A 20,195-nucleotide genomic window follows, 5' to 3' on the forward strand; every position below is an offset into this window, starting at 1 on the left:
CCGGCGGCGCTCAGCGGCCGGCGCAGAGCCGGCGCAGGGTGCGGCCGAGCCACCAGGCGTACCCGTGCTGCACCGCCCGGACGGCTGGGCCGGCGGCGAGCGTGAACCAGCGGTCCGGGCGGCTGAACGCGCGTACCTCGAACCAGACCGCGCCGGTGTCGTCGCGGCCGACCACGAACGCCTCCTCACCGCGCTCCGGGTGCCCCGCCAGGGTGCCGTAGCCGAAGCCGGCGAGCCGGGGCGAGTCCTCGCTCCAGATCACCCGGCAGGGTCCCCAGATGCGGGCCGGACCGATGCCCAGACCGGCGCTCACCACGACTCCCTCGGTGGCCCGCGGGGCGTCGGTGCGCATCCGCACCCCGGCTTCGCGGTGCAGCCGCCAGCTCAGCACGGCCTCGGCCGCCGCCTCGAAACAGCCGGCCGGTAGCGCGAACCGGTGGCGCAGGTGGTGGTATCCGCCGGGCAGCGGCCCGTGCCGCGTGCGTCCCACCTCCGGGTACGTCAGCTCGGCCACCACTCCCCCTCGTCCTCGTCTCGGACAGGGGCCAGGGTACGGCCGGCGCGGGCGGGCCGCCGGTCGAGGACGGCGGCGGCTGTGGTGTGCTGCCCGGATGAGCGTCGAGGCGAGCATCGTCCCGGCCGGTGTCGCGGACGCCGGCGAGATCCTCACCGTGCAGCGCGCCGCGTACCTGACCGAGGCGCAGCACTACACCGACCCGTTCCTGCCGCCGTTGACCGAGACACTGGACGAGATCGCCGCGGTGCTGGCCGGTCCCATCACCGTCCTCGCCGCCCGGGTGGGGCAGCGGCTGGTCGGCTCGGTGCGGGCCCACCTGGACGGCGACACCGCGCACGTCGGGCGGCTCTCGGTCGCCCCGGACCAGCAGGGCCAGGGTGTCGGCGGACGGCTGCTCACCGCGATCGAGGCGGCCTGCGCCGGCCGGGTGGCCCGGCTCACCCTGTTCACCGGCGCGGACAGCGCCCGCAACCTGCGGCTGTACCAGCGGCACGGCTATCGGATCGTGGCGCACCGGCCGGACCCGAACGGCATCCGGCTGGCGGTGCTGGAGAAGCCGGCGGTCAGCCCTGTTCGCACCGACGCCTGAGCCCGTCGGCCTCCAGCCGCAGATAGCGGCGCAGCAGACCGCCGTAGAGCCAGCCGACCGGCATGGCGAGCGGCCCGGACTGGGTGATGGCCAGCTCGACCCGGGTGGGCCTGCCGGGCAGCGGCAGCAGTCGGTGCTCCGCGCGGGTGCGCACCCCGGGCGTGTCGGAGATCCAGGTGAAGGCATGGTCCTCGGTCAGCTCGGTTACCCGCCAGACCGCCGGCCGCAGCTTCGGCTGGTCCAACCGGACGGTCGCGCCGACGGTGAGCGGCCCCGGCTCCCCCCGCTGGGCCTGGCGTACCGAAGCCGTCCACTCGGGCCACCGCTGCACGTCGACCAGGACCGCCCAGACCCGCTGGGGGTCGGCGGCGATCTCCGTGCCGGCTTCAAACCGCATCGCGTCTCCTCCCCGGCGACGCCGCCCGGCGCCGCCGCGCTATGGAGACGAGGCTGCCCGTGGATCGTGACGGTGGCAACCGCCGGCCGGCCCGTGGGGGCGGCGCCGCCGGGAGTCAGGCGGCTTCGTGCAGGTCGGCCAGGCTCAGCGGGGTACGCCGGCGCAACAGTTCCTCCAGCTCGGGCACCGAGCCGACCTCGCCGAGCACGTTCCGGCCGCCGCCGAACCGCTCGGGGTAGCGCCGGGTCAGCCGGTACCGGTAGCGGCCCCGGATCAGCTCCACGCTCACCCGCCACCGCCCGCAGCAGTCACAGACCCACTCGGACATCCCGTGAAACTAGCTCTGACCTGCGGTTATCTGATTCGCCCGGACAGGACGAGCGGCGCGGGGGCGGACACGCCACCCCGCCGCCCACGGTGATCTGCCTCACGACTGTCGGCACCGTCTGATTGACTGGTCGCCGTGGACCTGCCGATCAACCCCCCGGTCGAGCCGATGCTGGCCAAGAGCGTCCCCAAGCTGCCCACCGCGCCCGGGGTGACGTACGAGCCCAAGTGGGACGGGTTCCGGTGCATCGTGTTCCGTGACGGCGACGAGGTGGAGCTGTCCAGCCGGGGCGGCAAGTCGATGACCCGCTACTTCCCGGAGGTGGTCGAGCAGGCCCTCCGGCAGTTGCCCGAGCGGTGCGCGGTCGACGGGGAGCTGATCGTGATCCGGCGGGACGGCCCGGACGGCCAGCCCCGGCTGGATTTCGAGCTGCTGGCCCAGCGCATCCACCCGGCCGCGTCCCGGGTGAAGCTGCTGGCCGAGACCACCCCGGCCGACTTCGTCGCGTTCGACCTGCTGGCCATCGGCGACGAGGCGCTGCTCGACCAGCCCTATCCGCGCCGCCGGGAGCGGCTGGTCGATGCGCTGGCCGGGGTCCGTCCGCCGGTGCACGTCACCCAGGTCACCACCGATCCGGAGACCGCGCGCCGCTGGTTCGACGTCTTCGAGGGCGCCGGGCTGGACGGGTTGATCGTCAAGCCGGCCGACCTTCCGTACGAGCCGGGCAAGCGGCTGATGGCCAAGGTCAAGCACGCCCGCACCGCGGACGCGGTGGTGGCCGGCTTCCGCTGGCACAAGTCCGGTCCGGTGGTCGGCTCGCTGCTGCTCGGCCTCTATGACGACGCGGGGGTGCTGCACCACGTGGGGGTGAGCGCGTCGTTCAGCATGGCTCGGCGGGCCGAGCTTCTCGACGAGCTGGCGCCCTACCGGGACATTGGCGGCGAGCACCCGTGGGTGCACGGCGACCACGAGCGCGGCCAGCGCATCCCGGGCGGGGTGAGCCGGTGGACCGGCACGAAGAACCTGGAGTGGGAGCCGCTGCGCCCGGAGCTGGTGGTCGAGGTGGGCTACGACGCGATGGAGGGCGACCGGTTCCGGCACACCGCACAGTTCGTCCGGTGGCGACCGGACCGCGACCCCCGCTCCTGCCGCTACGACCAGCTCGACCGCCCGATCCGCTTCGACGTGGACCAGGTGCTGCGCGGCGATCCGGCGGCCACCGTGGACCGGGCCGCCACCGGCCCGGCGTAGCCTGGCCGTCGACCCGATCCCGGAGGACCACGTGATCCGCACCGCCGACCAGCCTCGGATGGCGACCAGTCGCCGGGTCCGTCGTCGTCTCGCCGCCTTCGCCGTGGCCGCGCTGCTCACCGCCGGCTGCACCCTGCCGGCCTTCGCGCCGCGTACCGAAGTGGAGGGCGAGGCGGCGCCGGCCGGCGGGACGCCGACCTGGCGGGCCTGCCCGGAGGTCGCCGACGAGTTGGTCGGGCGGGGCGCCCCGAACATGCGCTACGAGTGCGCCCGGATTGCGGTGCCGCGCGACTGGGGCACCGGCGGCGGGGCGACCGCCGGGCCGGGCGCGGGGCAGACCTTCGAGATAGCTCTGCTGCGGGCCCGGTCCACGAAGCAGCGGGCCCGGGTCGGCTCGCTGGTAATCAACCCGGGCGGCCCCGGTGGCTCCGGCGTCGACACCGCCGTCTACCTCTCCTTCGGCACCCAGTTCGGCGGGTTGCCCACCACGATCACCGAGCGCTTCGACATCGTCGGCTTCGACCCGCGCGGGGTGAGCCGGTCCAGCCCGGTCAAGTGCATCTCCGACGCCAACCTGGACGCCAGCTTCGGCTACGACCCCGATCCGACCAGCCAGTCCGCGTTCGACGGCTTCGTGGGGCTCAGCCAGCGGATCGGGCGCGGCTGCGGCGACCGGTACGGCGACCAGTTGCCGCTCTACGGCAGCGAGCAGGCCGCCCGGGACATGGACGCGGTCCGCGCCGCCGTGGGCGACGAGAAGCTCACCTACCTGGGCTACTCCTACGGCACGCTGCTCGGCGCCATCTACGCCCAGCTCTACCCGCAGCGGGTGCGGGCGCTGGTCCTGGACGGCGCGGTCGACCCGCGGCAGCGGCTGGTGGCCGGGTCGGAGAGCCAGGCCCGCGGCTTCGAGCGGGCCTTCGGCAACTTCGCCCGCTGGTGCTCCGCCAACGCCGCCCGCTGCCCGATCGCCCCGGACGCGCGCGCCGCCGTCACCACGGCGATCGACAAGGCCCGCGTCTCGCCGGTGCGCGGCGACGACGGGCGGGAGGCCACCGCCGGCTGGGTCTTCTACGCGGTCATCTCCTCGCTCTACACCGAGTCCGGCTGGCAGGAGCTGGCCCGGGCGATCGACCGGCTGGCCGAGGGCGACCCGAAGGACGTGTTCCGGCTCGCCGACGCGTACGCCGGCCGGGGCGACGACGGGCACTACTCGAACCTGTTCGACGCCAACCTCGCCATCAACTGCGCGGACGAGACGGAAAAGCCGAGCCGGGAGCAGATCCGCCAGTTGCAGTCGCAGTGGCGCACGAAGTATCCGCTATTCGGGCCGGCGCTCGCGGTCGGCATGCTGAGCTGCGTCGAGTGGCCGGGCGGGAGGGACGCGTACCCGACCGGCCAGGCGGCCGGCGCGCCGCCGATCGTGGTGGTCGGCACCACCGGCGACCCGGCGACGCCCTATGAGCAGACCGGTCGGCTCGCCTCGATGCTCGGCGTCGGCCGGGTGCTCACCTGGGAGGGTGAGGGGCACACCGCCTACCCGCAGACCTCCTGCATCACCGCCGCGGTCGACGCCTACCTGATCGACCTGACCGTTCCCAGGGAGGGGCTGCGCTGCCCGGCCCGGTGACCGTCCCGGTCCGCGGCAGCGGCGGCAGCTCGATGCCCTGCCGGGCGGCCAACTCCTCCAGCAGCGCCCGCATCCGGCGTACGTCGGCCTTGAGCTGCTCCTGCTCCTCGTGCTCGAAGGCGTCGTCGTCGACGATGAGCCGGCTGGCGAAGTGCGCGGTGATCAGCGGGATGACCAGCAGGACCATGGTCGAGATGAGCAGCGCGGCGAGCGTGCGGCCCGCCCAACTGGTCGGCGAGATGTCGCCGTACCCGACGGTGGACGCGGTCACCACCGCCCACCAGACGGCGTCGGCGGGGCTGCGCTGCTCGACCTCGCCATAGATCACCCCGGCCACCACGATCATCAGCAGGTACGACGTGATCAGGGTGCGCGGCGAGTTCGCGAACCACACCAACGCCCGGTAGATCCAGCGGAACGGCAGCAGCAGGGCTTCCATGCCGCCCATGCTGCCCCGCACCGGCAAGCGGCACCGACCCATCCGCCGATGTCGTTGTGCCAGGCTCACCGGCATGACCGATGTGATCTACCGCGAGGCCATCCGGGCCGACCTGCCCGCCGTCATCACCCTGCTCGCCGACGACGTCCTGGGCAAGGCCCGCGACTTCACCGAGGTCGACGAGGCGTACGAGCGGGCGTTCGCGGACATCAGCGCCGACCCCCGTAACCAGCTGATCGTCGCCGAGCAGGGCGGCGAGCTGGTCGGGTGCCTTCAGATCACCTACATCCCGGGGCTCGGCCGGCACGGAGCCGAGCGCTCCCTGATCGAGTCGGTCCGGGTCCGCTCCGACCGACGCGGCCAGGGCCTGGGCCGCGATCTGATGACCTGGGCCGTCGACCAGGCCCGGCAGCGCGGCTGTGCCCTGGTGCAGCTCACCACAGACAAGAGCCGCCAGGACGCGCACCGCTTCTACCTGGGCCTTGGCTTCGTGTCCAGCCACGAGGGCATGAAGCTCGCGCTCTGAGGTCCCGACGGTGGTGTCCCGCGCGACGTCAGCCCTCACCCCACGAGGCCACCACCGCCCGGATCACGCCTGGACCAGCTGACCGTCGCGCAGGTTGAGCACCCGGTCGGCGAGGTCGATCAGGGCCGGGTCGTGCGTGGCCACCAGGGCCGTCATGCCACGGGCGTGCACCACCGCGCGAAGCAGGTCCATGATCGACCGACCGGTCTCCGAGTCGAGCTGACCGGTCGGCTCGTCGGCGATCAGCAGGTCCGGCTCGTTGGCCAGCGCGCGGGCCACCGCCACCCGCTGCTGCTGCCCGCCGGAGAGTTCGTACGGTCGCTGCGCCGCATGCCCGCCCAGGCCCACCAGCTCCAGCAGCACCGCGACCCGCTGCTCCCGCTCGGCCGCCGGCACCTGGGCCAGCCGCAGCGGCACGCCCACGTTCTCGGCGGCGGAGAGGATCGGCACCAGCCCGAAGGTCTGGAACACAAAACCGACGGTGCCCCGGCGCAGCTGCAACAGCTCCGCCTCACCCGCCGCGGTCACCTCGTGCCCGGCCACCACCACCTGACCGCTGTCGGGCCGGTCCAGCCCGCCGATGAGGTTCAGCAGCGTGGTCTTGCCGGCGCCGGAGCGGCCCCGGATGGCGACCAGCTCGCCACGGTGGGCGCTGAACGAGACGTCCCGCACCGCGTGCACGGCGTGCTCGCCCCGGCCGAAGGTCCGGCTCACGCCGCTGACCCGGACCACCTCGCCGGGCGCGGACCCGGTCCGCCCGTCGGCCCCGGCCGCACCACCGGGCCAGGCCGCTCCCGCCACCACCATGTTCCGACGGCTCACGCCCGTGCCTCCTGCCCACCCGTGGCCCGGTCACCGGGCCGTACCTGCACATGGTCCGGCTCCAGGTCGAGCCGAACCCGCTCCCGCAGCGCCAACGCGTCGACGAAGGCGGCCGGCAGCTGCATCCGGCCGTTCCGGTCCAGCACCGCGTACTCCTCGCTGACCAGCTCGGTGCTGCCGTCCGCGCCGACGCGCGCGGTCCGGCGTACCTCTGAGGCGGTCCGGCCGTCGCGGATCGCGACGGTCCGGCGGACCTGCGTGGCCACGGCGTGGTCGTGGGTGACCACCACGATGGTCACGCCCAGCTCGGCGTTGATGGTGCGCAGCGCCCCGAAGACCTCGGCGCCGGTCGCCTCGTCCAGCTCTCCGGTCGGCTCGTCGGCGAAGAGCACCTCCGGGTCGTTGGCCACCGCCACCGCCACCGCGCACCGTTGCTGCTCGCCGCCGCTGAGCTGCCCCGGTCGCCGGTCCGCGCAGTACCCCACCCCGACCATGTCGAGAAGCTCCCGGGCTCGTTGCCGCCGGGCCCGCCCGGAGCGCTTGCCCGCGAGCTGCATCGGCAGCTCGACATTCTCCAGCGCGGTCAGGTACGGCAGCAGGTTGCGGCCGGTCTGCTGCCAGACGAACCCGACCAGCTCCCGCCGGTAGCTGAGCCGCCGCTTGGCCGACAGCGCGAGCAGGTCGTAGTCGGCCACCCGGGCGATACCGGCGGTCGGGGTGTCCAGGCCGGACAGGATGTTGAGCAGCGTCGACTTGCCCGAGCCGGAGGCACCGACGATCGCCACCAGCTCACCCCGGTCGATGACCAGGTCGAGCCCCTGCAGGGCGACCACCTCCACCCCCTCGGTCTTGAAGATGCGCACCAGGCCGTCGCAGACGATGTGCCCACGGAGCCGGTCCTGGCCGCCGGCCCGCTCAGCGGCGCGTTGCGCGGCCCGCTGTTGCAGGGCGGCCAGGTCGGGCACCAGTGGAGTCTGGGCGGTAGCGGTCATCTCAGCTCTCCTCTCCGAGCCGAAGCACCTCACCGAGGCGCAACCGGCGGTTGTTCAGGGCTTCGACGGCGACCGCGAAGCCGAGGGCGACCGCCCCGAGCACGAGCACCGCGGCGACCAGGCTGGGTTCGAAGGCCACCCGGACCGGCATACCACTGGTGAACGCGGACAGGCCGAGCACCGGGTTGAGCAGCAGGGGCAGCACCGCGCCGACCAGCGCGCCGGTCAGCACCGACACCGCGACCAGCGGGGTCAATTCGACCAGCAGCAGCCCCCGCCACTGCCGGCGGGACAGGCCGAGGGTACGCAGCCGGGACAGCACCTGGCCCCGGGCTCGCGCACCGGCCAGCACGGTGAACGCGATGGCCAGCAACCCGAGGACGGTGCCGCCGACGGCGCCGGCCACGAACCCGAAGGCCAGTACGCCGTTCGCGCCACCGTTACCGAGATCCCGCCGGACGCCCGCCCGGGTGTCGACGGTGACCCCGATCGGCCGGTCCTTGCCGGTCACCGCCCCGGTGCGCTGGTACCGCTCCTGTCCCTGGTCACCGGCCTGGCGCAGCGCCTCCGGGTCCAACCGGTCGCCGGCGACCAGCAGGCTGGTCGGGACGGGCGTGGTGTTCCGCGCCGGCAGCGCCTGCCAGGGCAGGATGACGAACCGGCCGCTGTTCGACGACAGCAGCGGGAAACTCTCCTCGGTGCCGGCCACCCGGAACTCGTACCGCTCGCCCTGCACCAGGATGAACGCGGAGTGGTCCAGCTTGGCCTTGGCCAGGTCGGCCGCGACCGCCGGGGAGACGATCGCCGGCAGCGGCCCCGGTCCGGGCCGAGCGGTGCGCAGCGCGGCCGGGACCGACAGGTCCACATCGGATTCTCGGGCCACCGTGTCCAGTCCCAAGCCGTCGACCAGCAGCACGGTCGTCTGCGCGACCCGCGCGTCGGTGCCGAGTTCGTCCACCGCAAGTCGCTCATCGGACTCGAACAGCACCCGCGTGACGGCTCGCACCCCCGGCAGACGGCCCAGCTCGTCGACGGTGTCGGGTGCGAAGCGCTCCCCGCGGATCACCGCGTCGGCGGGCACCACCTGCTCGGCGGCCCGTTCCCGGCTCGCGCCGACGCCGGCGGCGACCACCGCGCAGAACGCCGCGGTGCCGATCGCCAGCACCACGACGACCAGCGGGGCGGCGACGGCCGACCGGCCGGCCCGCGCCGTGCCGAGGAAGGCCACGCTGCCCCGGGTCCGCGCGGCCAGCCGGCTGACCAGCAGCAACGGCCAGGGGTACGCCCGCAGCGCGAGCACCGCCGCCGCGACCGCGAGCAGCACCGGCACCGACACCAGCAGCGGGTCCACCTCGCCGAGGGTGAGGCCGCGCCGGCGCAGCAGCACCGCGGCGAGCCCGGCGAGCAGCAGCAGGGAGACCTCGACGGTGAGCCGGCGGGCCGACGGGCGTACCCGGATCAGGTCACGACGGGCCGCCCCACCGGCCGGTACCGCCAGTGTCGCCAGCGGCAGCGCCAGGGTGACCAGGACGGTCGCCGCGGCGGCGTACGGCGCGGTCGGGTCCGGAACGCCGGGGAACAGGGTGCCCAGCCACCAGCCCACCGCGGCGGCTATCGGCACCACCAGCAGTGACTCGGCCAGGCTGCGGCGGGCACCGGCGGTGGCGGCGCCACCGCGGGCCCGCAGCAGAACGAACTCCGAGCGACGCCGCCGGGTGGCGAGGGTGGCCGCGAGCACGATCAGCCCGGCCAGGGTGGCCAGCACGCCGGCCGCGATCACCGCGAGCAGGGTACGGGCGGCGTTGACCTGGGCGGCGAACGCGCGCAGCGGAACATCGACACCCTGGGTCAACGTGAGGCTCGACGGTTTGCTGCGCTGCGTCTCCTGCAGGCCGTCGATCAGCTCATCCACGTGGCGCGCGTCGATCCGGTCGACGCCCAGCCGGTACCGCCAGTCGGACCGCACCGACCAACCGGCCGCAGCCCGCTTGTTGAGGGCCGACTCGGCGATCACACCCACGACGATCAACGGCTGGCCGTCCCCGATCGGTTCGATGATCCGCTGTAGCGGTGGCAGCCCGTCCCAGATGCCGTTCGCAGGGTCGACGGGACGGAACAGCCCGACCACCACCACCGGGGCCGCGTCGGTGAGACCGGTTTGGGTGGCGTTACCGATGCGCAGTTGGCTGCCGGTCCGCAGGTTGAGCTTGCGGGCCACGTCGACGTGGAGCGCCACCTCGATCGGCCGACCGGGGACGTACGTCTCGTTCGGCCACGCCCCCTCGACGAGGGTGCCGGCCTGCTGGATGCCGGGGACGGAACGCAGACTCAGGTCGACCAGCAGTTTGCGGGCTGCCAGGTCGGGGCCGACCAGTCGGGCCGGCGCGACGTCCACGCTGAACCACTGCTCCTCCACCGCCGAGCGCACCGGCGGCGGCATCTGCTCGGCCAAGGCCTCGGACCGTCCACGGGCGTCGGCCATGACCGAATCCACCGGAGAGGCGGTCAGGAACTCGGAGGTGTACGAGAGGTCCCGGCGGGCGGCCGGCTCGCTGTTCAGCTGGGCGCGCAGCCCCTGTTCGGCGAGCCGGTTGACCAGCCGGGGCACCCCGCTGATGAGCAGCGTGACCACCAGGGTCAGCACCGCCAGGAGCAGGAACTGCCCACCGTACGCCCGGACCCGCCGGACGGCCGCGCCGACGCTCATCGTTCTCCCCCGATTCGCAGCTGCACCGCCGCCACCCGCTGTCGGATGCCGGTGGCTATGAACGCGCTGAAGGCGAGCGCCGCCAGCAGCAGACCGACCGCGGTCACGCCGATCGGCACCCAGGGCAGCGCGAACGTCGCCGGGGGAACCGGCCGGCCGGCGGCCGGGGTGAGGATGACCAGCGGGGCCATGGTGGCCCCGACCGCGGCGCCGAGCAGCAGCCCGACCCCCACGCCGATGCCGGCGAGGAAGGTCTGTTCGGCCAGCAGCGCCCGGGCCAGCAGCCGAGGCGTGGCGCCGAGGGTGTGCAGCACCGCGAACTCGCTCAGCCGGCGCCGCGCGGTGGCCCACACGTCCACCATGAGGCCGACCAGGGCGAGGAGCACCGCGCCGAGCGCCGCGGCGAGCATCCCGGTCCGGGACCCGCGCCAGTACGGGTCGTCGGCGGCCGACTCGATGACCGCCTCCCGGTTGAGCACGGTGACGCCCGGCAGCTCGCTGGCCGCTCGGTCGGCGGCCGTCGGGTCGTCGGCGCCGACCCACCACTCCGGTACGGGTCGCACCGCGCCGCCCCGAATCAGCGTGTCGACCGCCGCGGGCAGGTCGAGCAGCACCCCCTCCCCGGTGGTGGCCGGCACGGCGGTCAGCTCACCGACCAGGCGGACCCGGAGCGTCGCCCCGGAGAGCGTCAGGTCGACGGTGTCGCCGACGCTCAGGCTCAGTGCGTCGCGTACCCCGGGGGTCATCAGCACCGGCACGGGCGTGCTGTCGTCGGCCGGCACGACGGCGAACCGGGTGGGCGGCTGGTACGCGAACTCCCCGCCCGGAATCACTTCCACCGCGTTGACCGCGGCGAACCCGGTGGCGGTGGTCACCACCGGCGAGGACTTCTTGCCGGGGACCGTCATCACCCAGTCACCCGTCAGCCCGGCGGGCCGGGTCGTGCCGTCAGTGACGACCACCGTCAACCCGTCCACCTGGAGCCCGTAGGAGTTGCCGGCCGCCCGCCCGCCGTCGGCTTCGAACCCGGCCAGCCGCAGCCGCGCCCCGCCCACGTCGGGCAGTCGCACGGTGAACCGGGTGGCCGCGCCAGCACTGTCGGAGTCGGCTACCGGCAGCCGCAGGGCGAGCCCGTTGGAGCTGGTGACCAGCAGCGACACCGCGACCCGGAGCGGCTGTTCGGCCCTGCTCACCGGGGTGCGGACCGTGCCGGTGATCGCGCGGGCGTCGGCGGGCAACTCGATGCCCGCGGGCTCCCCCCGCGCCCCGACCATCCGCTTGTACTGGTCCGACACCGGTTCGTCGCTCAGCCGGTCGGCGAGTCGGACGACGCCGGGGGCGCTGGCGGGGTCAACGCCGATCACGGTGACCGGCAGGTCCTCCCGGCCGACCCGCGTCTCGTCCCGCCACGCCGGCAACACCCGGTCCACGCCCGGCAGCGCGGAGAGTTGACCGGCGCGGCTCGGCGGGGCTGACCCGGTCCGTTCGGTCACCCGCAGGTCGGCGCCGACCGTGTGACTGGCCTGCTCAACCTGGGACCGTTCCCCCGTGCTGATCAGGGACCAGGCCAAAGTGCTGCCGCCGACGGCGAGGGCGAGGAGCAGCACCGGGCCGGCGTGTGGACGCCGACCGGCCTGCCACATGCCGAACATGGTGGCCGTCCAGGGCCGTCGGTCGACGAACCGCTCGGCGAACCGCGTGAGCGGCGGGAGCACCCGCAACGCCAGCACGGCGCCGGCCAGCACGCCGAGCGTGGGGGCGGCGATCAACAGCGGGTCGAGCCCGAGCCGGCCACCCGAGCCGGCCAGCGGGGAGGCGTACCGGCGCAGCTGCACCCAGGCGAGCACGGCGAGCGCAACCAGCACCAGGTCGACGCTGGCCCGCTGGACGCTCGCGGCCCGGTTCGGCCGCGACCGGGCGGCCATGTCCGCCACGTACGTGCCGGCGCTGCGCAGCGCCGGAAGAACCATGGCGACCAGGCAGCCGGCCGCGGCGGCCGCGGCGGCCGCCCAGACCAGGGTGGTGTTACCGCCGGCGGTGGAGAGTTCCGCCGACCCGCCGGGCCGGATGTACCGCAGCGCCTCACCGGCGATCAGCGGGCCGAGCACGGCGGCCGGGGCGACCACCAGGGTCGCCTCGCGGGCGGCCAGGCCGGCCAACTGCCGGCGAGCGGCGCCACGGGCGCGCAGCAGCGCGGTCTGCGAGCGGCGATCCTCGTGCAGCAGGGCCGCGACCAGCACCAGCGCGTACCCGCCGAGCACCAGGATGAGCAGCAGCGGGGTGGCGAGCGATGAGCGGCCCACCAGGTCGGCGCGGGCGATCCGGTCCAGCAGCAGTTCCATCTTGGTCACCGCCTGCCCGGAGCTGCCCAGTTGAGCGGCCTCGGGCACCGCCGTGGTGGCCTCGGTGAGGGCTTTCCGCATGGCCGGCAGGTCGGCGGCGTCGACGCCGCCGAGGTCCGGTTCGGCCAGCCAGGACGCCGACACCGAGCCCGGGAAGGTGGCCGCGAAGTCAGCCGGGTCGAGCGCGAACGGCCCGTACGAGGTGGTGGATCCGACGCCGCCCTCCCCCACTCCGGGGGCCAGGAGCCAGTACGCGTCTGTCGGGTCGCGGGGCCGCCAGGTGCCGGCGACCACGAGTTCGCCGCGCTGTTCGGTCGACCGGTCGCGCACCGGGACGCGTTCGCCGACACTCAGGCCCAGCTGGCCGGCGACCCGCTCGGGGAGGCTCACCTGGATCGGGTTCGCCCCGGGCCGGGGCCACGCCCCGCTGGTCAGCTCCGCGTGCCCGGCCAGGTCGTCGAACGTGGCCACATTCGCGAAGATGGGCTCGTCGTCGGTGCGGGGCACGGGTCCGAGGTCGCCGGTCAACTCCCGGCCGGTGCCGTACCGGGCCGCGGCGACGGTGACCGGGACGCCGGCGAACCCGCCGTCGAATCCGGCCCGCACGGCCTCGTCCCGGGCGGCGAACTCGGCGGCGTCGCGCCCACCGGAGCCGCTGACCAGCAGGCCGCGCTCCTCGGCCGGCGAGGCTGCCACCAGCGCCCGCTGCCCGGCGTCCACCGCGCGGCGGTTGTAGTCGGAAAGGCCGGTGACCAACACGACGGCGACCAGGGCGGCGATCACCGCGGCAACCAGCAGACCGCGCGCCTCGCGGGCCCGCCTCCACACCAACTTCATCCGACGCCTCCCCTGGCCCTGGCGGGCCGACGACCATCAAGACAGGTCATCTACCGGGAAAGGTTCGCGCCCGTTACTTGATCGTTACTCGGGAGCGTCAGGTGAGCTCGGCCCGCACGCCAGGACGGCTAGCTGCCGCCCCGAACGTTCCGTATTCCGAACGCAACCGCGCCGATCACCAGCACGACGCCCAGGAACTGGAGGCCCGGCGAGTCGTCGGCCTCGCCGTGCACGATGGCGGCGACGCCGAGCGCGGTCGCGAGAATGGCCGCGACGGTCAGGACGTACCTCATGAGGTCTCCTCTTCAACCCACTCGAGCAGGTCGCCGGGCTGGCATTCGAGCACCCGACACATCGCTTCCAGCGTGCTGAAGCGGACGGCCTTGGCACGGCCGTTCTTCAGCACCGCCACGTTGGCTGGCGTGAGCCCGACACGTTCGGCGAACTCACCGACGCTCATCTTGCGCTTGGCCAACTCGACGTCGATGCGGACGACGATGGGCATCAGATCACCGCTTCCATGTCGGTCCGCAGCGTGGTTGCCTGCCGCAGCAGCGCACGCATCACCACCATCAGGAGCCCCAGCACGGTGACGCCCACCGTCAGGAGGAACAGCAGGAGTGGCACTCCCGGGTCATCCGCGTTGAACCCGACGTAGAGAAAGACACCCACGAGCACCACCCACGCGGCGGCGATGGCCCACACGATCGCGTCCACCCACTTCAGGGACGCCTCGGTGAAGATGCGGTCGTCCTTGACCAGGCTGAGCAACTTCCACGTCGAGACGATGACCACCTGGACGCACAGCACCCAGAACACCGCCACGGCAGTCGCCGGCCACCGAAGGTAGGCGTCGTCCGGCGACTCCTGGGCCATGTGCGCGAACTGCCCCGGCAGCGAGAAGGTCTGGAACAGGACCAGGACCCCGAACAGCACCACGAGAAAGACCCGGAGAGCGGCAACCGCTCGATGTTCTGTCACCATGCATCGAGCTTCGCTCGCTATCTATCGAAAGTCAATCGGTATGTTGTTTCCTGTACTGAGTGAGCCGGCAGGTCTGCCGCGAGCAACGCCTGATATTGACCCTGGCGGTATCGGCTCCTCACGTGCGCCGGTGGTATTGGTTGCGACGCGGAAGCTGCTCGGGATCCAGCCAGGCCGGCGGCACGAACTCCGGGTGGCCGTCGCCAGCGAGTTGGACCGCCCAGTCGGTCTGGTGGACGTGTCAGTGGTGGTGGCCGCAGAGCAGCACCGCATTGTCGAGGCTGGTCGGACCGCCGTCGGCCCAGTGGTCGATGTGATGGGCGGCGCACCAGCGGGGTGGTCGGTCGCAGCCCGGGAAGGCACAGCCGCCGTCCCGCAGCACCAGTGCCCGCCGCAGCGGGCCGGTGACAAGGCGACGTTGTCGGCCCACGTCGAGAACCTGGCCGGCACCGCCGAGCACCGCGGGCAGGATGGCGGCATCGCAGGCGAGCCGGCGCACCGTGTCGGGGGTGAGCTGCAGGCCGATGTCGAGGGCGCCGGCGTGCAACTGCCGCGTCAGTCCGTCGTAGCTGGTGGTGACGACAACCTGGGCGCTCTCGCCGCCGTGCTCCGGCAGCCCACCGGTGCGCAGCGCGAGCCGACACACGTCGGCGAGAGCGTCATGGCGGCGCTGCCCGGCGGAGCGGGTGTCGTCGGGCCCGGAGGGTGCGCTGAGCGGGTCGATGACGGCGCGCAGCAGCGCGGCGCCCTCCGCGTCGAGGGTGCCGGTGAGCCGTAGCCGCTCGCCGGCCTGCTCGGAGATGGTGACGTGCCGGTCGCGCGCAGCCCGGGCGGCCTCGGCGGCGAGGGCCGCCGCGGCGCCGTCGTCGGCGAGGTCGTCGGCGAGGTCGGGAGCGACATGGTCGAGAATCCGGGCACCCATCCGGCGCAGCAGCGACGGGTCGAACTGCTCGGCCCACTCGACCAGCAGGCCAACGGCCTTGTCGGCCACCTCGGCGCCCGCCGAGGCCGACACCACGGCGGCCGTGCCGGCGATGACCCGGGCCTGCTCCACAGTGACCGCCCCGCTCGCCAGAGCGTCGCGCACGCCGGACGGAGCCGCCTCGACTGAGGCGGCGAGGCCGACCAGCCGACGGGCGGCGGAGACGTCGAGTCGCAGGCGGTGGCGCAGCCACACCGCCGACGAGGACGCGCCCTGCGCGACCAAGGTGCCCCGACCGTGCAACTGCCGAACAACCGCCAACTGCGCTGCCGCCAGCCGCTGCTGAAGCCGGTGCGTGGCATCGAGCGCCGCGATCAGATCGTGCTCGGAGAGCGCCCAGACGGCGGCGTCGACGCAGGCCGCCACCGCAATCTCCGCCCGCGCCAACTCATCGATCACACCCAAATTTTAGAACAGGTGTACGACAGTTCCCGGCCGCGCCGAGGGCCCTTCTCAGCCTTCGGCCAACTCCGGCCGATGCTCCCTGATCCAGGCCATCACATCCGACTTCCGCCAGACCTTTCCCTGCACCAGGTCCGCCACCGGATCCGGGAAGTTCCGGTGACTGGTGATCACGTACACCCGCTGCTTGCTGATACCGCCGAGCATCACGCGAATCTCCGCAGCGCCCACCAGCTCCATACGGCGGACCGTAAACAGTTGACCAGACTCCTTGACCCGAGGCAACGCCTCGGTCACCGTAAAGGGTATGCCCGCGCCGAACACCTCACCCGCCGATTACCGCGGTCCACTGAGAAACCTTCATCCCGTGCACCAGCACCTGCCGCGCCGACCCCTGTGGCTCTGCCGGGTGTGCGCTGCCCCCTGGCCGTGCGCCTCCGCCCGGATGCTGATGCGGGTGGAGTACCGGGCAGACCGGGTGGCATTGTCGATCTACATGGCCGGTCAGCTGTTCGACGCCACGGCCGACCTGTACAGGCTCAACCCCAACCCCGCACCCGACCCGCAGGAGTTGTTCAACCGGTTTCTGGCATGGACGGCCCAGCCGCCGCCATGAGGCAGGGGTCGGTCAGGCGCTGTCGTCGCCAGGGGTGCGCTTGGCGCGGCTGGGCTGGACCCGCTTGGGCTCGCCGGGCATCTTCGGGTGGTCCGGCGGGTACGGCAGGTCGCCCTGGCCGGCGGCGGCGTCCCGCTCGGCCCACTCCAGCAGCGGGGTGATGTCCCACGGGGTGTCGTCGATGCCGGCGTGCGGGTCGGCCCGCTCCTTGAGCCGGGCCGGGACGGTGCGCAGGTCGAAGTCGTCGGGGTCGACGTCGGGCAGCTCGTCCCAGGTGACCGGGGTGGAAACGGTGGCACGCGCGTTGGCCCGCAGCGAGTACGCGCAGGCGATCGTCCGGTCCCGGGCCATCTGGTTGAAGTCGACGAAGACCCGGCTGCCCCGCTCCTCCTTCCACCAGGCGGTGGTGACCAGCTCGGGGCAGCGGCGCTCCACCTCCCGGGCGAGCGCGATGGTCGCCCGGCGCACCTCGGTGAACGTCCAACGTGGGGCGATGCGCAGGTAGACGTGCACGCCCCGACCGCCGGAGGTCTTCGGCCAGCCGGTGGCGCCCAGCTCGTCGAGCACCGCGCGGACCTCCCCGGCGGCCCGCGCCGCGTCGGCGAAGTCGGTGCCGGGCTGCGGGTCCAGGTCGATGCGCAGCTCGTCGGGGCGGTCCACGTCGGCGGCGCGCACCGGCCACGGGTGGAACACGATCGTGCCCATCTGTGCCGCCCAGGCCACGTGGGCCAGATCGGCCGGGCAGAGCTCAGCCGCGCTCCGGCCGCTCGGGAAGGTGATCTCCGCGGTCGTCACCCAGGGCGGGACACCCCGGGTCGGCACCCGCTTCTGGAAGAACATCTCGCCCTCGACGCCCTCGGGGAAGCGTTGCAGCGTGGTGGGCCGGTCCCGCAGGGCGCGCATGATCCCGTCGCCGACCGCGAGGTAGTAGTGGAAGACGTCCGCCTTGGTGAAGCCCCGCTGCGGGAAGATCACCCGGTCGGGACTGCTCAGTCGGACGGTGTGCCCGGCCACCTCGACCTCGGCGACCGCTGCCTTGGTGCCACCCATCCCGCGACCTTATGCCACGCCCCCGACGTTCGACGTACGGTTGGGGCGTGAGTCTTGACGACAACGAACTGCCCCAGACCGATGACGAGTGGCGGGTCCGGCTGACCCCCGAGGAGTTCCACGTGCTCCGGGAGGCCGGCACCGAACGCCCGTGGACCGGTGAGTACGTGGACACCAAGACCGCTGGCGTCTACAACTGCCGCGCCTGCGGGCTGGAACTCTTCTCCAGCGACACGAAGTTCGACTCGCACTGCGGGTGGCCGAGCTTCGACGACGCCATCCCGGGTCGGGTCAAGGAGATCGAGGACCGCAGCCTCGGCGCGGTCCGTACGGAGATCCGTTGCGCCCGCTGCAACAGCCACCTCGGGCACGTCTTCCACGGCGAGGGCTTCACGCCGAAGGACACCCGGCACTGCGTCAACTCGGTCTCCATCCGGCTGGAATCGCGCTGAGCTGAGCAGCCACCGCGCGGCGGGGCGTCAGCGGCGTACCCCGGTCACCGCCGCGCGGCCGGCGGCCCCGGTCAGCAGCTCGACCTCGGCGGTGCGGGACTGCTCGATCCGCCGGGCCAGGTCGCGAACCTGCTCGCTGCGGCCCACGTCGACCTGGGCCCGGGCCAGGTCGGCCGCCGCCCGCTGGTGGTCGGCGAGCACCTCGCGCAGCACCCGGTCGACGTCGGCGTCCGATGCGGCCCGTAGCCGGTCGAGCGCGGCGTCGTCGCCGTGTCCGGCGTGGTGGTGCGCGCCCGCGCTGGCACTCGGGCCCGCCGTGAGCAACCAGCCGCGCATGGCGGCCAGCTCATCCGCCTCGGTCGCGTCGATGGCGGCGGCCAGGGTGCGCAGCGAGCCGTCCCGCACCCGGTCCCGAGCCAGCCGGACGATCTCCAGGGTGCGTTCGCTGTGCCCGACCATCGTGGTCAGGAAGACCACGTCGATGCCGCTCAGCGCGTCCCCGGCCGCTGCCGACCCGGCCGGGGACGTGGGCGCCGGTTGAGGCACGGCCGACGGGGTCGACGCGGGCGGTCCGGCGCAGGCGGCGGTGAGCAGCAGCACGGCGAGCAGGGGCGCCAGCGGGGTTCGGCGGGTCATGCCGGGTTGCTCCGATCACGCGAGGACGGCGACACGGGTGCGACCGGGGCCGCACCCGTGCGGTCAGACCTGACTCCAGAGCGCCGGCACGTTCGGCGGCTCCCACCCGGCGATGGCGGTGTGCGCCTGCCGGCAGCGGTACGTCGACCCGCCGTAGGTGGCCTGGTCACCGACCTGATACGCCCGACCGGCCGCCCAGGTGCCGCCCGCAGGCGGGTTGGTCGGCGTCGGGGTGGGGGTCGGCCGCGGGGTCGGAGTCGGGGTGGGGGTCGGTGTGGGGCTGGGCCCCGGGCCGCCACCGCCGCCGATCTGCACGTCGATGCAGGAGTAGAAGGCGTTCGCGGTGTCGGCGATGTTCCACACCGCGAGGATCTTCTGCCGGCCGGAGAAGCCACCGAGGTTGACATTGTGCGAGACGGTGGCGCCCGGCTGTTGGCCGTTGCCGTTGACCGAGGCGACCCGGGTGTTGCCGATCCAGTACTCCCAGTTGCTGGTCGCGTGCCGGGCGGTGTTCACCCACGTGAAGGTCAGCGAGCTGCCGACCGACGTCGCCGGCCAGCCCCGGCTGTCGTCGTTGAGGACGGCGAAGTGGGCGATGCCGGCGTGGCAGCTGCGGAGGCCCTTGGGCCCCTCGACGCTCTGCGGCTCGTACTTGATCTGCCCACAGTCGGGCACCCGGCCCTGGGCGCAGAGCGCCTGCCGGCTCGGTGGGGCGGACACGTAGCCGTGCGCCTGGGCGGGCGCGGCGACGGTGAGGGTGGCGGCGACGGCGCCCGCCGCCACCAGCGGGACGGTGATTCTTCGACGCATCGGGGCAGCTCCTTCTCCAGGTCCGGTGAGTGCCCCTCAACGTAATTTAAACTTTGTTAACAGTAAAGACCCCCATCGATAAATACATCGATGGTGACGAGTTTTCTGTCAGAGCCGGAGCAGGCCACCCCGCTCGTCGACCTGGTCGGCCGACTCGTCGTCCAACCAGACCCCACCGCTGGCGAGGTAGCGGAACCGGTACTCGCCCGGCCCGAGCCGCACGGTCACCGTCCGGGTGCCGTCGCGGCGGCTCACCAGCTCGTGCCGACCGGGCTCCCAACCGTTGAAGCAGCCCACCACGCTCACCGGGCCGGACGGGATGTCCCGGGGCAGGCAGAAGGTGACCCGGGTCTGGTTGCCGAAGAGTTTGTTGCGCTTGATCATTGCGATCCCTCCCGGTGCTGCGGCGGTTCACTCGGCCTAACGGACGACACGCCGGAGCCGACACGCCGCTGAGGTCGTCCGGGTAGCGGCATTCCGCCCGGTACCGCCACACGGCGAGGCATTCTGAAGACACATGTCCTGATACGGGGGTTTCTATGGCTACGTGCGAGGTCTGCGGCAACGACTACTGGATGGCGTTCGAGGTGCGCACGGTCAGCGGCGACGTGCACACCTTCGACTCGTTCGAGTGCGCGATCCACCGACTGGCACCGATCTGTGAGCACTGCGAAATCAAGATCGTCGGGCACGGCGTGGAGGTCAACGGCCGGTTCTTCTGCTGCGGGCACTGCGCCCGCGCGGTCGAGGGCGCCGAGGGCGCCGAGATCCGCGACGCCGTCGGGGCACGCCCCGCCTGATCCCGCCCCTGCGGTACGGTCGTGGAATGCGGCCGTTCCTGGGCGTCCTGCCCCCGCCGCGCTCCTGACCGGAGCGCCACGCCTCT

General features: G+C 73.1%; 24 protein-coding genes. 7 read left to right on the top strand and 17 right to left on the bottom strand.

Annotated features, from left to right (window positions below; genetic code table 11):
- Positions 1 to 10 precede the first annotated feature (10 nt).
- Entirely contained in the window at positions 11 to 514 is a 504-nt protein-coding gene (locus ACWD6N_RS08835; protein ID WP_354963075.1) for a DUF1990 family protein, read from the bottom strand.
- A 97-nt stretch (positions 515 to 611) separates the two neighbouring features.
- Between ACWD6N_RS08835 and ACWD6N_RS08840 the strand changes: the two genes are divergently transcribed.
- On the top strand, positions 612 to 1,106 hold the full coding sequence (locus ACWD6N_RS08840; RefSeq protein WP_354963076.1) for a GNAT family N-acetyltransferase: 495 nt from the start codon (positions 612 to 614) through the stop codon (positions 1,104 to 1,106).
- Here the strand turns inward: ACWD6N_RS08840 and ACWD6N_RS08845 are convergent.
- Entirely contained in the window at positions 1,081 to 1,503 is a 423-nt protein-coding gene (locus ACWD6N_RS08845) for an SRPBCC family protein (RefSeq protein WP_354963077.1), read from the bottom strand. The two genes, ACWD6N_RS08840 and ACWD6N_RS08845, sit on opposite strands and share 26 nt — an antisense overlap.
- A 115-nt stretch (positions 1,504 to 1,618) precedes the next feature.
- Positions 1,619 to 1,831 carry a hypothetical protein gene (locus tag ACWD6N_RS08850; RefSeq protein WP_151490326.1) on the bottom strand — a complete coding sequence of 71 codons (213 nt, stop codon included), beginning with the start codon at positions 1,829 to 1,831 and terminating at the stop codon, positions 1,619 to 1,621.
- Between the two features lie 135 nt (positions 1,832 to 1,966).
- Here ACWD6N_RS08850 and ACWD6N_RS08855 point away from each other — a divergent pair, with 135 nt between their 5' ends.
- Positions 1,967 to 3,082, top strand: a complete 1,116-nt coding sequence (locus ACWD6N_RS08855; protein WP_387325269.1) for an ATP-dependent DNA ligase — start codon at positions 1,967 to 1,969, stop codon at positions 3,080 to 3,082.
- Positions 3,083 to 3,140: 58 nt separating this feature from the next.
- Positions 3,141 to 4,712 carry an alpha/beta hydrolase gene (locus tag ACWD6N_RS08860; protein WP_449935287.1) on the top strand — a complete coding sequence of 524 codons (1,572 nt, stop codon included), beginning with the start codon at positions 3,141 to 3,143 and terminating at the stop codon, positions 4,710 to 4,712.
- Here ACWD6N_RS08860 and ACWD6N_RS08865 read toward each other — a convergent pair.
- Positions 4,639 to 5,151: a potassium channel family protein gene (locus ACWD6N_RS08865; protein WP_354963079.1), complete on the bottom strand. Its 513-nt coding sequence runs from the start codon at positions 5,149 to 5,151 to the stop codon at positions 4,639 to 4,641. The genes ACWD6N_RS08860 and ACWD6N_RS08865 overlap by 74 nt on opposite strands.
- A 73-nt stretch (positions 5,152 to 5,224) precedes the next feature.
- Between ACWD6N_RS08865 and ACWD6N_RS08870 the strand changes: the two genes are divergently transcribed.
- A complete protein-coding gene (locus ACWD6N_RS08870; protein ID WP_354963080.1) occupies positions 5,225 to 5,677 on the top strand; it encodes a GNAT family N-acetyltransferase in 453 nt (150 codons plus the stop codon).
- A gap of 63 nt (positions 5,678 to 5,740) precedes the next feature.
- Here the strand turns inward: ACWD6N_RS08870 and ACWD6N_RS08875 are convergent, their stop codons facing one another.
- From ACWD6N_RS08875 to ACWD6N_RS08915, 9 genes are all read right to left on the bottom strand, one after another.
- Positions 5,741 to 6,499, bottom strand: a complete 759-nt coding sequence (locus ACWD6N_RS08875; protein WP_354963081.1) for an ABC transporter ATP-binding protein — start codon at positions 6,497 to 6,499, stop codon at positions 5,741 to 5,743.
- Positions 6,496 to 7,491: an ABC transporter ATP-binding protein gene (locus tag ACWD6N_RS08880; RefSeq protein WP_354963082.1), complete on the bottom strand. Its 996-nt coding sequence runs from the start codon at positions 7,489 to 7,491 to the stop codon at positions 6,496 to 6,498. The genes ACWD6N_RS08875 and ACWD6N_RS08880 overlap by 4 nt, the downstream gene beginning before the upstream one ends.
- 1 nt (position 7,492) lies before the next feature.
- Complete coding sequence (locus ACWD6N_RS08885; RefSeq protein WP_354963083.1) at positions 7,493 to 10,198, bottom strand: FtsX-like permease family protein; 2,706 nt, start codon at positions 10,196 to 10,198, stop codon at positions 7,493 to 7,495.
- Positions 10,195 to 13,377, bottom strand: a complete 3,183-nt coding sequence (locus tag ACWD6N_RS08890) for an ABC transporter permease (RefSeq protein WP_354963084.1) — start codon at positions 13,375 to 13,377, stop codon at positions 10,195 to 10,197. The genes ACWD6N_RS08885 and ACWD6N_RS08890 overlap by 4 nt, the downstream gene beginning before the upstream one ends.
- A 128-nt stretch (positions 13,378 to 13,505) precedes the next feature.
- Positions 13,506 to 13,670 carry a hypothetical protein gene (locus ACWD6N_RS08895; protein WP_354963085.1) on the bottom strand — a complete coding sequence of 55 codons (165 nt, stop codon included), beginning with the start codon at positions 13,668 to 13,670 and terminating at the stop codon, positions 13,506 to 13,508.
- Positions 13,667 to 13,882 carry a helix-turn-helix domain-containing protein gene (locus ACWD6N_RS08900; protein ID WP_238648963.1) on the bottom strand — a complete coding sequence of 72 codons (216 nt, stop codon included), beginning with the start codon at positions 13,880 to 13,882 and terminating at the stop codon, positions 13,667 to 13,669. The genes ACWD6N_RS08895 and ACWD6N_RS08900 overlap by 4 nt, the downstream gene beginning before the upstream one ends.
- Positions 13,882 to 14,361: a DUF2975 domain-containing protein gene (locus tag ACWD6N_RS08905; RefSeq protein ID WP_354963086.1), complete on the bottom strand. Its 480-nt coding sequence runs from the start codon at positions 14,359 to 14,361 to the stop codon at positions 13,882 to 13,884. Before ACWD6N_RS08905 ends, ACWD6N_RS08900 begins: the two co-directional genes overlap by 1 nt.
- Positions 14,362 to 14,602: 241 nt before the next feature.
- Complete coding sequence (locus ACWD6N_RS08910; RefSeq protein WP_387325276.1) at positions 14,603 to 15,742, bottom strand: HNH endonuclease signature motif containing protein; 1,140 nt, start codon at positions 15,740 to 15,742, stop codon at positions 14,603 to 14,605.
- A 54-nt stretch (positions 15,743 to 15,796) separates the two neighbouring features.
- Positions 15,797 to 16,042: a hypothetical protein gene (locus ACWD6N_RS08915; RefSeq protein ID WP_387325279.1), complete on the bottom strand. Its 246-nt coding sequence runs from the start codon at positions 16,040 to 16,042 to the stop codon at positions 15,797 to 15,799.
- Between the two features lie 10 nt (positions 16,043 to 16,052).
- On the opposite strand from ACWD6N_RS08915, the gene ACWD6N_RS08920 reads away from it, so the two are divergent.
- Positions 16,053 to 16,361, top strand: coding sequence for a hypothetical protein (locus ACWD6N_RS08920; protein WP_387325282.1), 309 nt, complete (start codon positions 16,053 to 16,055; stop codon positions 16,359 to 16,361).
- A gap of 12 nt (positions 16,362 to 16,373) precedes the next feature.
- Here the strand turns inward: ACWD6N_RS08920 and ligD are convergent, their stop codons facing one another.
- Positions 16,374 to 17,411: a non-homologous end-joining DNA ligase gene (ligD, locus tag ACWD6N_RS08925; RefSeq protein ID WP_354963088.1), complete on the bottom strand. Its 1,038-nt coding sequence runs from the start codon at positions 17,409 to 17,411 to the stop codon at positions 16,374 to 16,376.
- 47 nt (positions 17,412 to 17,458) lie between these two features.
- Between ligD and msrB the strand changes: the two genes are divergently transcribed.
- Positions 17,459 to 17,863 carry a peptide-methionine (R)-S-oxide reductase MsrB gene (gene msrB / locus ACWD6N_RS08930; protein ID WP_354963089.1) on the top strand — a complete coding sequence of 135 codons (405 nt, stop codon included), beginning with the start codon at positions 17,459 to 17,461 and terminating at the stop codon, positions 17,861 to 17,863.
- 27 nt (positions 17,864 to 17,890) lie between these two features.
- Here the strand turns inward: msrB and ACWD6N_RS08935 are convergent, their stop codons facing one another.
- The 3 genes from ACWD6N_RS08935 to ACWD6N_RS08945 form a co-directional block, all read right to left on the bottom strand.
- Complete coding sequence (locus ACWD6N_RS08935) at positions 17,891 to 18,499, bottom strand: DUF305 domain-containing protein (RefSeq protein WP_354963090.1); 609 nt, start codon at positions 18,497 to 18,499, stop codon at positions 17,891 to 17,893.
- 63 nt (positions 18,500 to 18,562) lie between these two features.
- Positions 18,563 to 19,309: a lytic polysaccharide monooxygenase gene (locus tag ACWD6N_RS08940; RefSeq protein ID WP_354963091.1), complete on the bottom strand. Its 747-nt coding sequence runs from the start codon at positions 19,307 to 19,309 to the stop codon at positions 18,563 to 18,565.
- A gap of 108 nt (positions 19,310 to 19,417) precedes the next feature.
- A complete protein-coding gene (locus ACWD6N_RS08945) occupies positions 19,418 to 19,693 on the bottom strand; it encodes an isoamylase early set domain-containing protein (protein ID WP_354963092.1) in 276 nt (91 codons plus the stop codon).
- A gap of 155 nt (positions 19,694 to 19,848) precedes the next feature.
- Between ACWD6N_RS08945 and ACWD6N_RS08950 the strand changes: the two genes are divergently transcribed.
- Positions 19,849 to 20,109 (top strand): Prokaryotic metallothionein, encoded by a 261-nt coding sequence (locus tag ACWD6N_RS08950; protein WP_089017074.1) that lies wholly within the window; start codon positions 19,849 to 19,851, stop codon positions 20,107 to 20,109.
- Positions 20,110 to 20,195 lie beyond the last annotated feature (86 nt).

Source organism: Micromonospora sp. NPDC005163, assembly GCF_053599835.1.

Bases quoted from the DNA above. Each gene is read 5' to 3' on its own strand.
- ACWD6N_RS08945 (WP_354963092.1), bottom strand. From the start codon at position 19,693: ATGATCAAGCGCAACAAACTCTTCGGCAACCAGACCCGGGTCACCTTC.
- ACWD6N_RS08850 (WP_151490326.1), bottom strand. From the start codon at position 1,831: ATGTCCGAGTGGGTCTGTGACTGCTGCGGGCGGTGGCGGGTGAGCGTG.
- ACWD6N_RS08890 (WP_354963084.1), bottom strand. From the start codon at position 13,377: ATGAAGTTGGTGTGGAGGCGGGCCCGCGAGGCGCGCGGTCTGCTGGTT.
- ACWD6N_RS08950 (WP_089017074.1), top strand. From the start codon at position 19,849: ATGGCTACGTGCGAGGTCTGCGGCAACGACTACTGGATGGCGTTCGAG.
- ACWD6N_RS08895 (WP_354963085.1), bottom strand. From the start codon at position 13,670: ATGAGGTACGTCCTGACCGTCGCGGCCATTCTCGCGACCGCGCTCGGC.
- ACWD6N_RS08935 (WP_354963090.1), bottom strand. From the start codon at position 18,499: ATGACCCGCCGAACCCCGCTGGCGCCCCTGCTCGCCGTGCTGCTGCTC.
- ACWD6N_RS08940 (WP_354963091.1), bottom strand. From the start codon at position 19,309: ATGCGTCGAAGAATCACCGTCCCGCTGGTGGCGGCGGGCGCCGTCGCC.
- ACWD6N_RS08840 (WP_354963076.1), top strand. From the start codon at position 612: ATGAGCGTCGAGGCGAGCATCGTCCCGGCCGGTGTCGCGGACGCCGGC.
- ACWD6N_RS08900 (WP_238648963.1), bottom strand. From the start codon at position 13,882: ATGCCCATCGTCGTCCGCATCGACGTCGAGTTGGCCAAGCGCAAGATG.
- ACWD6N_RS08905 (WP_354963086.1), bottom strand. From the start codon at position 14,361: ATGGTGACAGAACATCGAGCGGTTGCCGCTCTCCGGGTCTTTCTCGTG.
- ACWD6N_RS08880 (WP_354963082.1), bottom strand. From the start codon at position 7,491: ATGACCGCTACCGCCCAGACTCCACTGGTGCCCGACCTGGCCGCCCTG.
- ACWD6N_RS08870 (WP_354963080.1), top strand. From the start codon at position 5,225: ATGACCGATGTGATCTACCGCGAGGCCATCCGGGCCGACCTGCCCGCC.
- ACWD6N_RS08860 (WP_449935287.1), top strand. From the start codon at position 3,141: ATGGCGACCAGTCGCCGGGTCCGTCGTCGTCTCGCCGCCTTCGCCGTG.
- ACWD6N_RS08920 (WP_387325282.1), top strand. From the start codon at position 16,053: ATGCCCGCGCCGAACACCTCACCCGCCGATTACCGCGGTCCACTGAGA.
- ACWD6N_RS08845 (WP_354963077.1), bottom strand. From the start codon at position 1,503: ATGCGGTTTGAAGCCGGCACGGAGATCGCCGCCGACCCCCAGCGGGTC.
- ACWD6N_RS08885 (WP_354963083.1), bottom strand. From the start codon at position 10,198: ATGAGCGTCGGCGCGGCCGTCCGGCGGGTCCGGGCGTACGGTGGGCAG.
- ligD (WP_354963088.1), bottom strand. From the start codon at position 17,411: ATGGGTGGCACCAAGGCAGCGGTCGCCGAGGTCGAGGTGGCCGGGCAC.
- ACWD6N_RS08865 (WP_354963079.1), bottom strand. From the start codon at position 5,151: ATGGAAGCCCTGCTGCTGCCGTTCCGCTGGATCTACCGGGCGTTGGTG.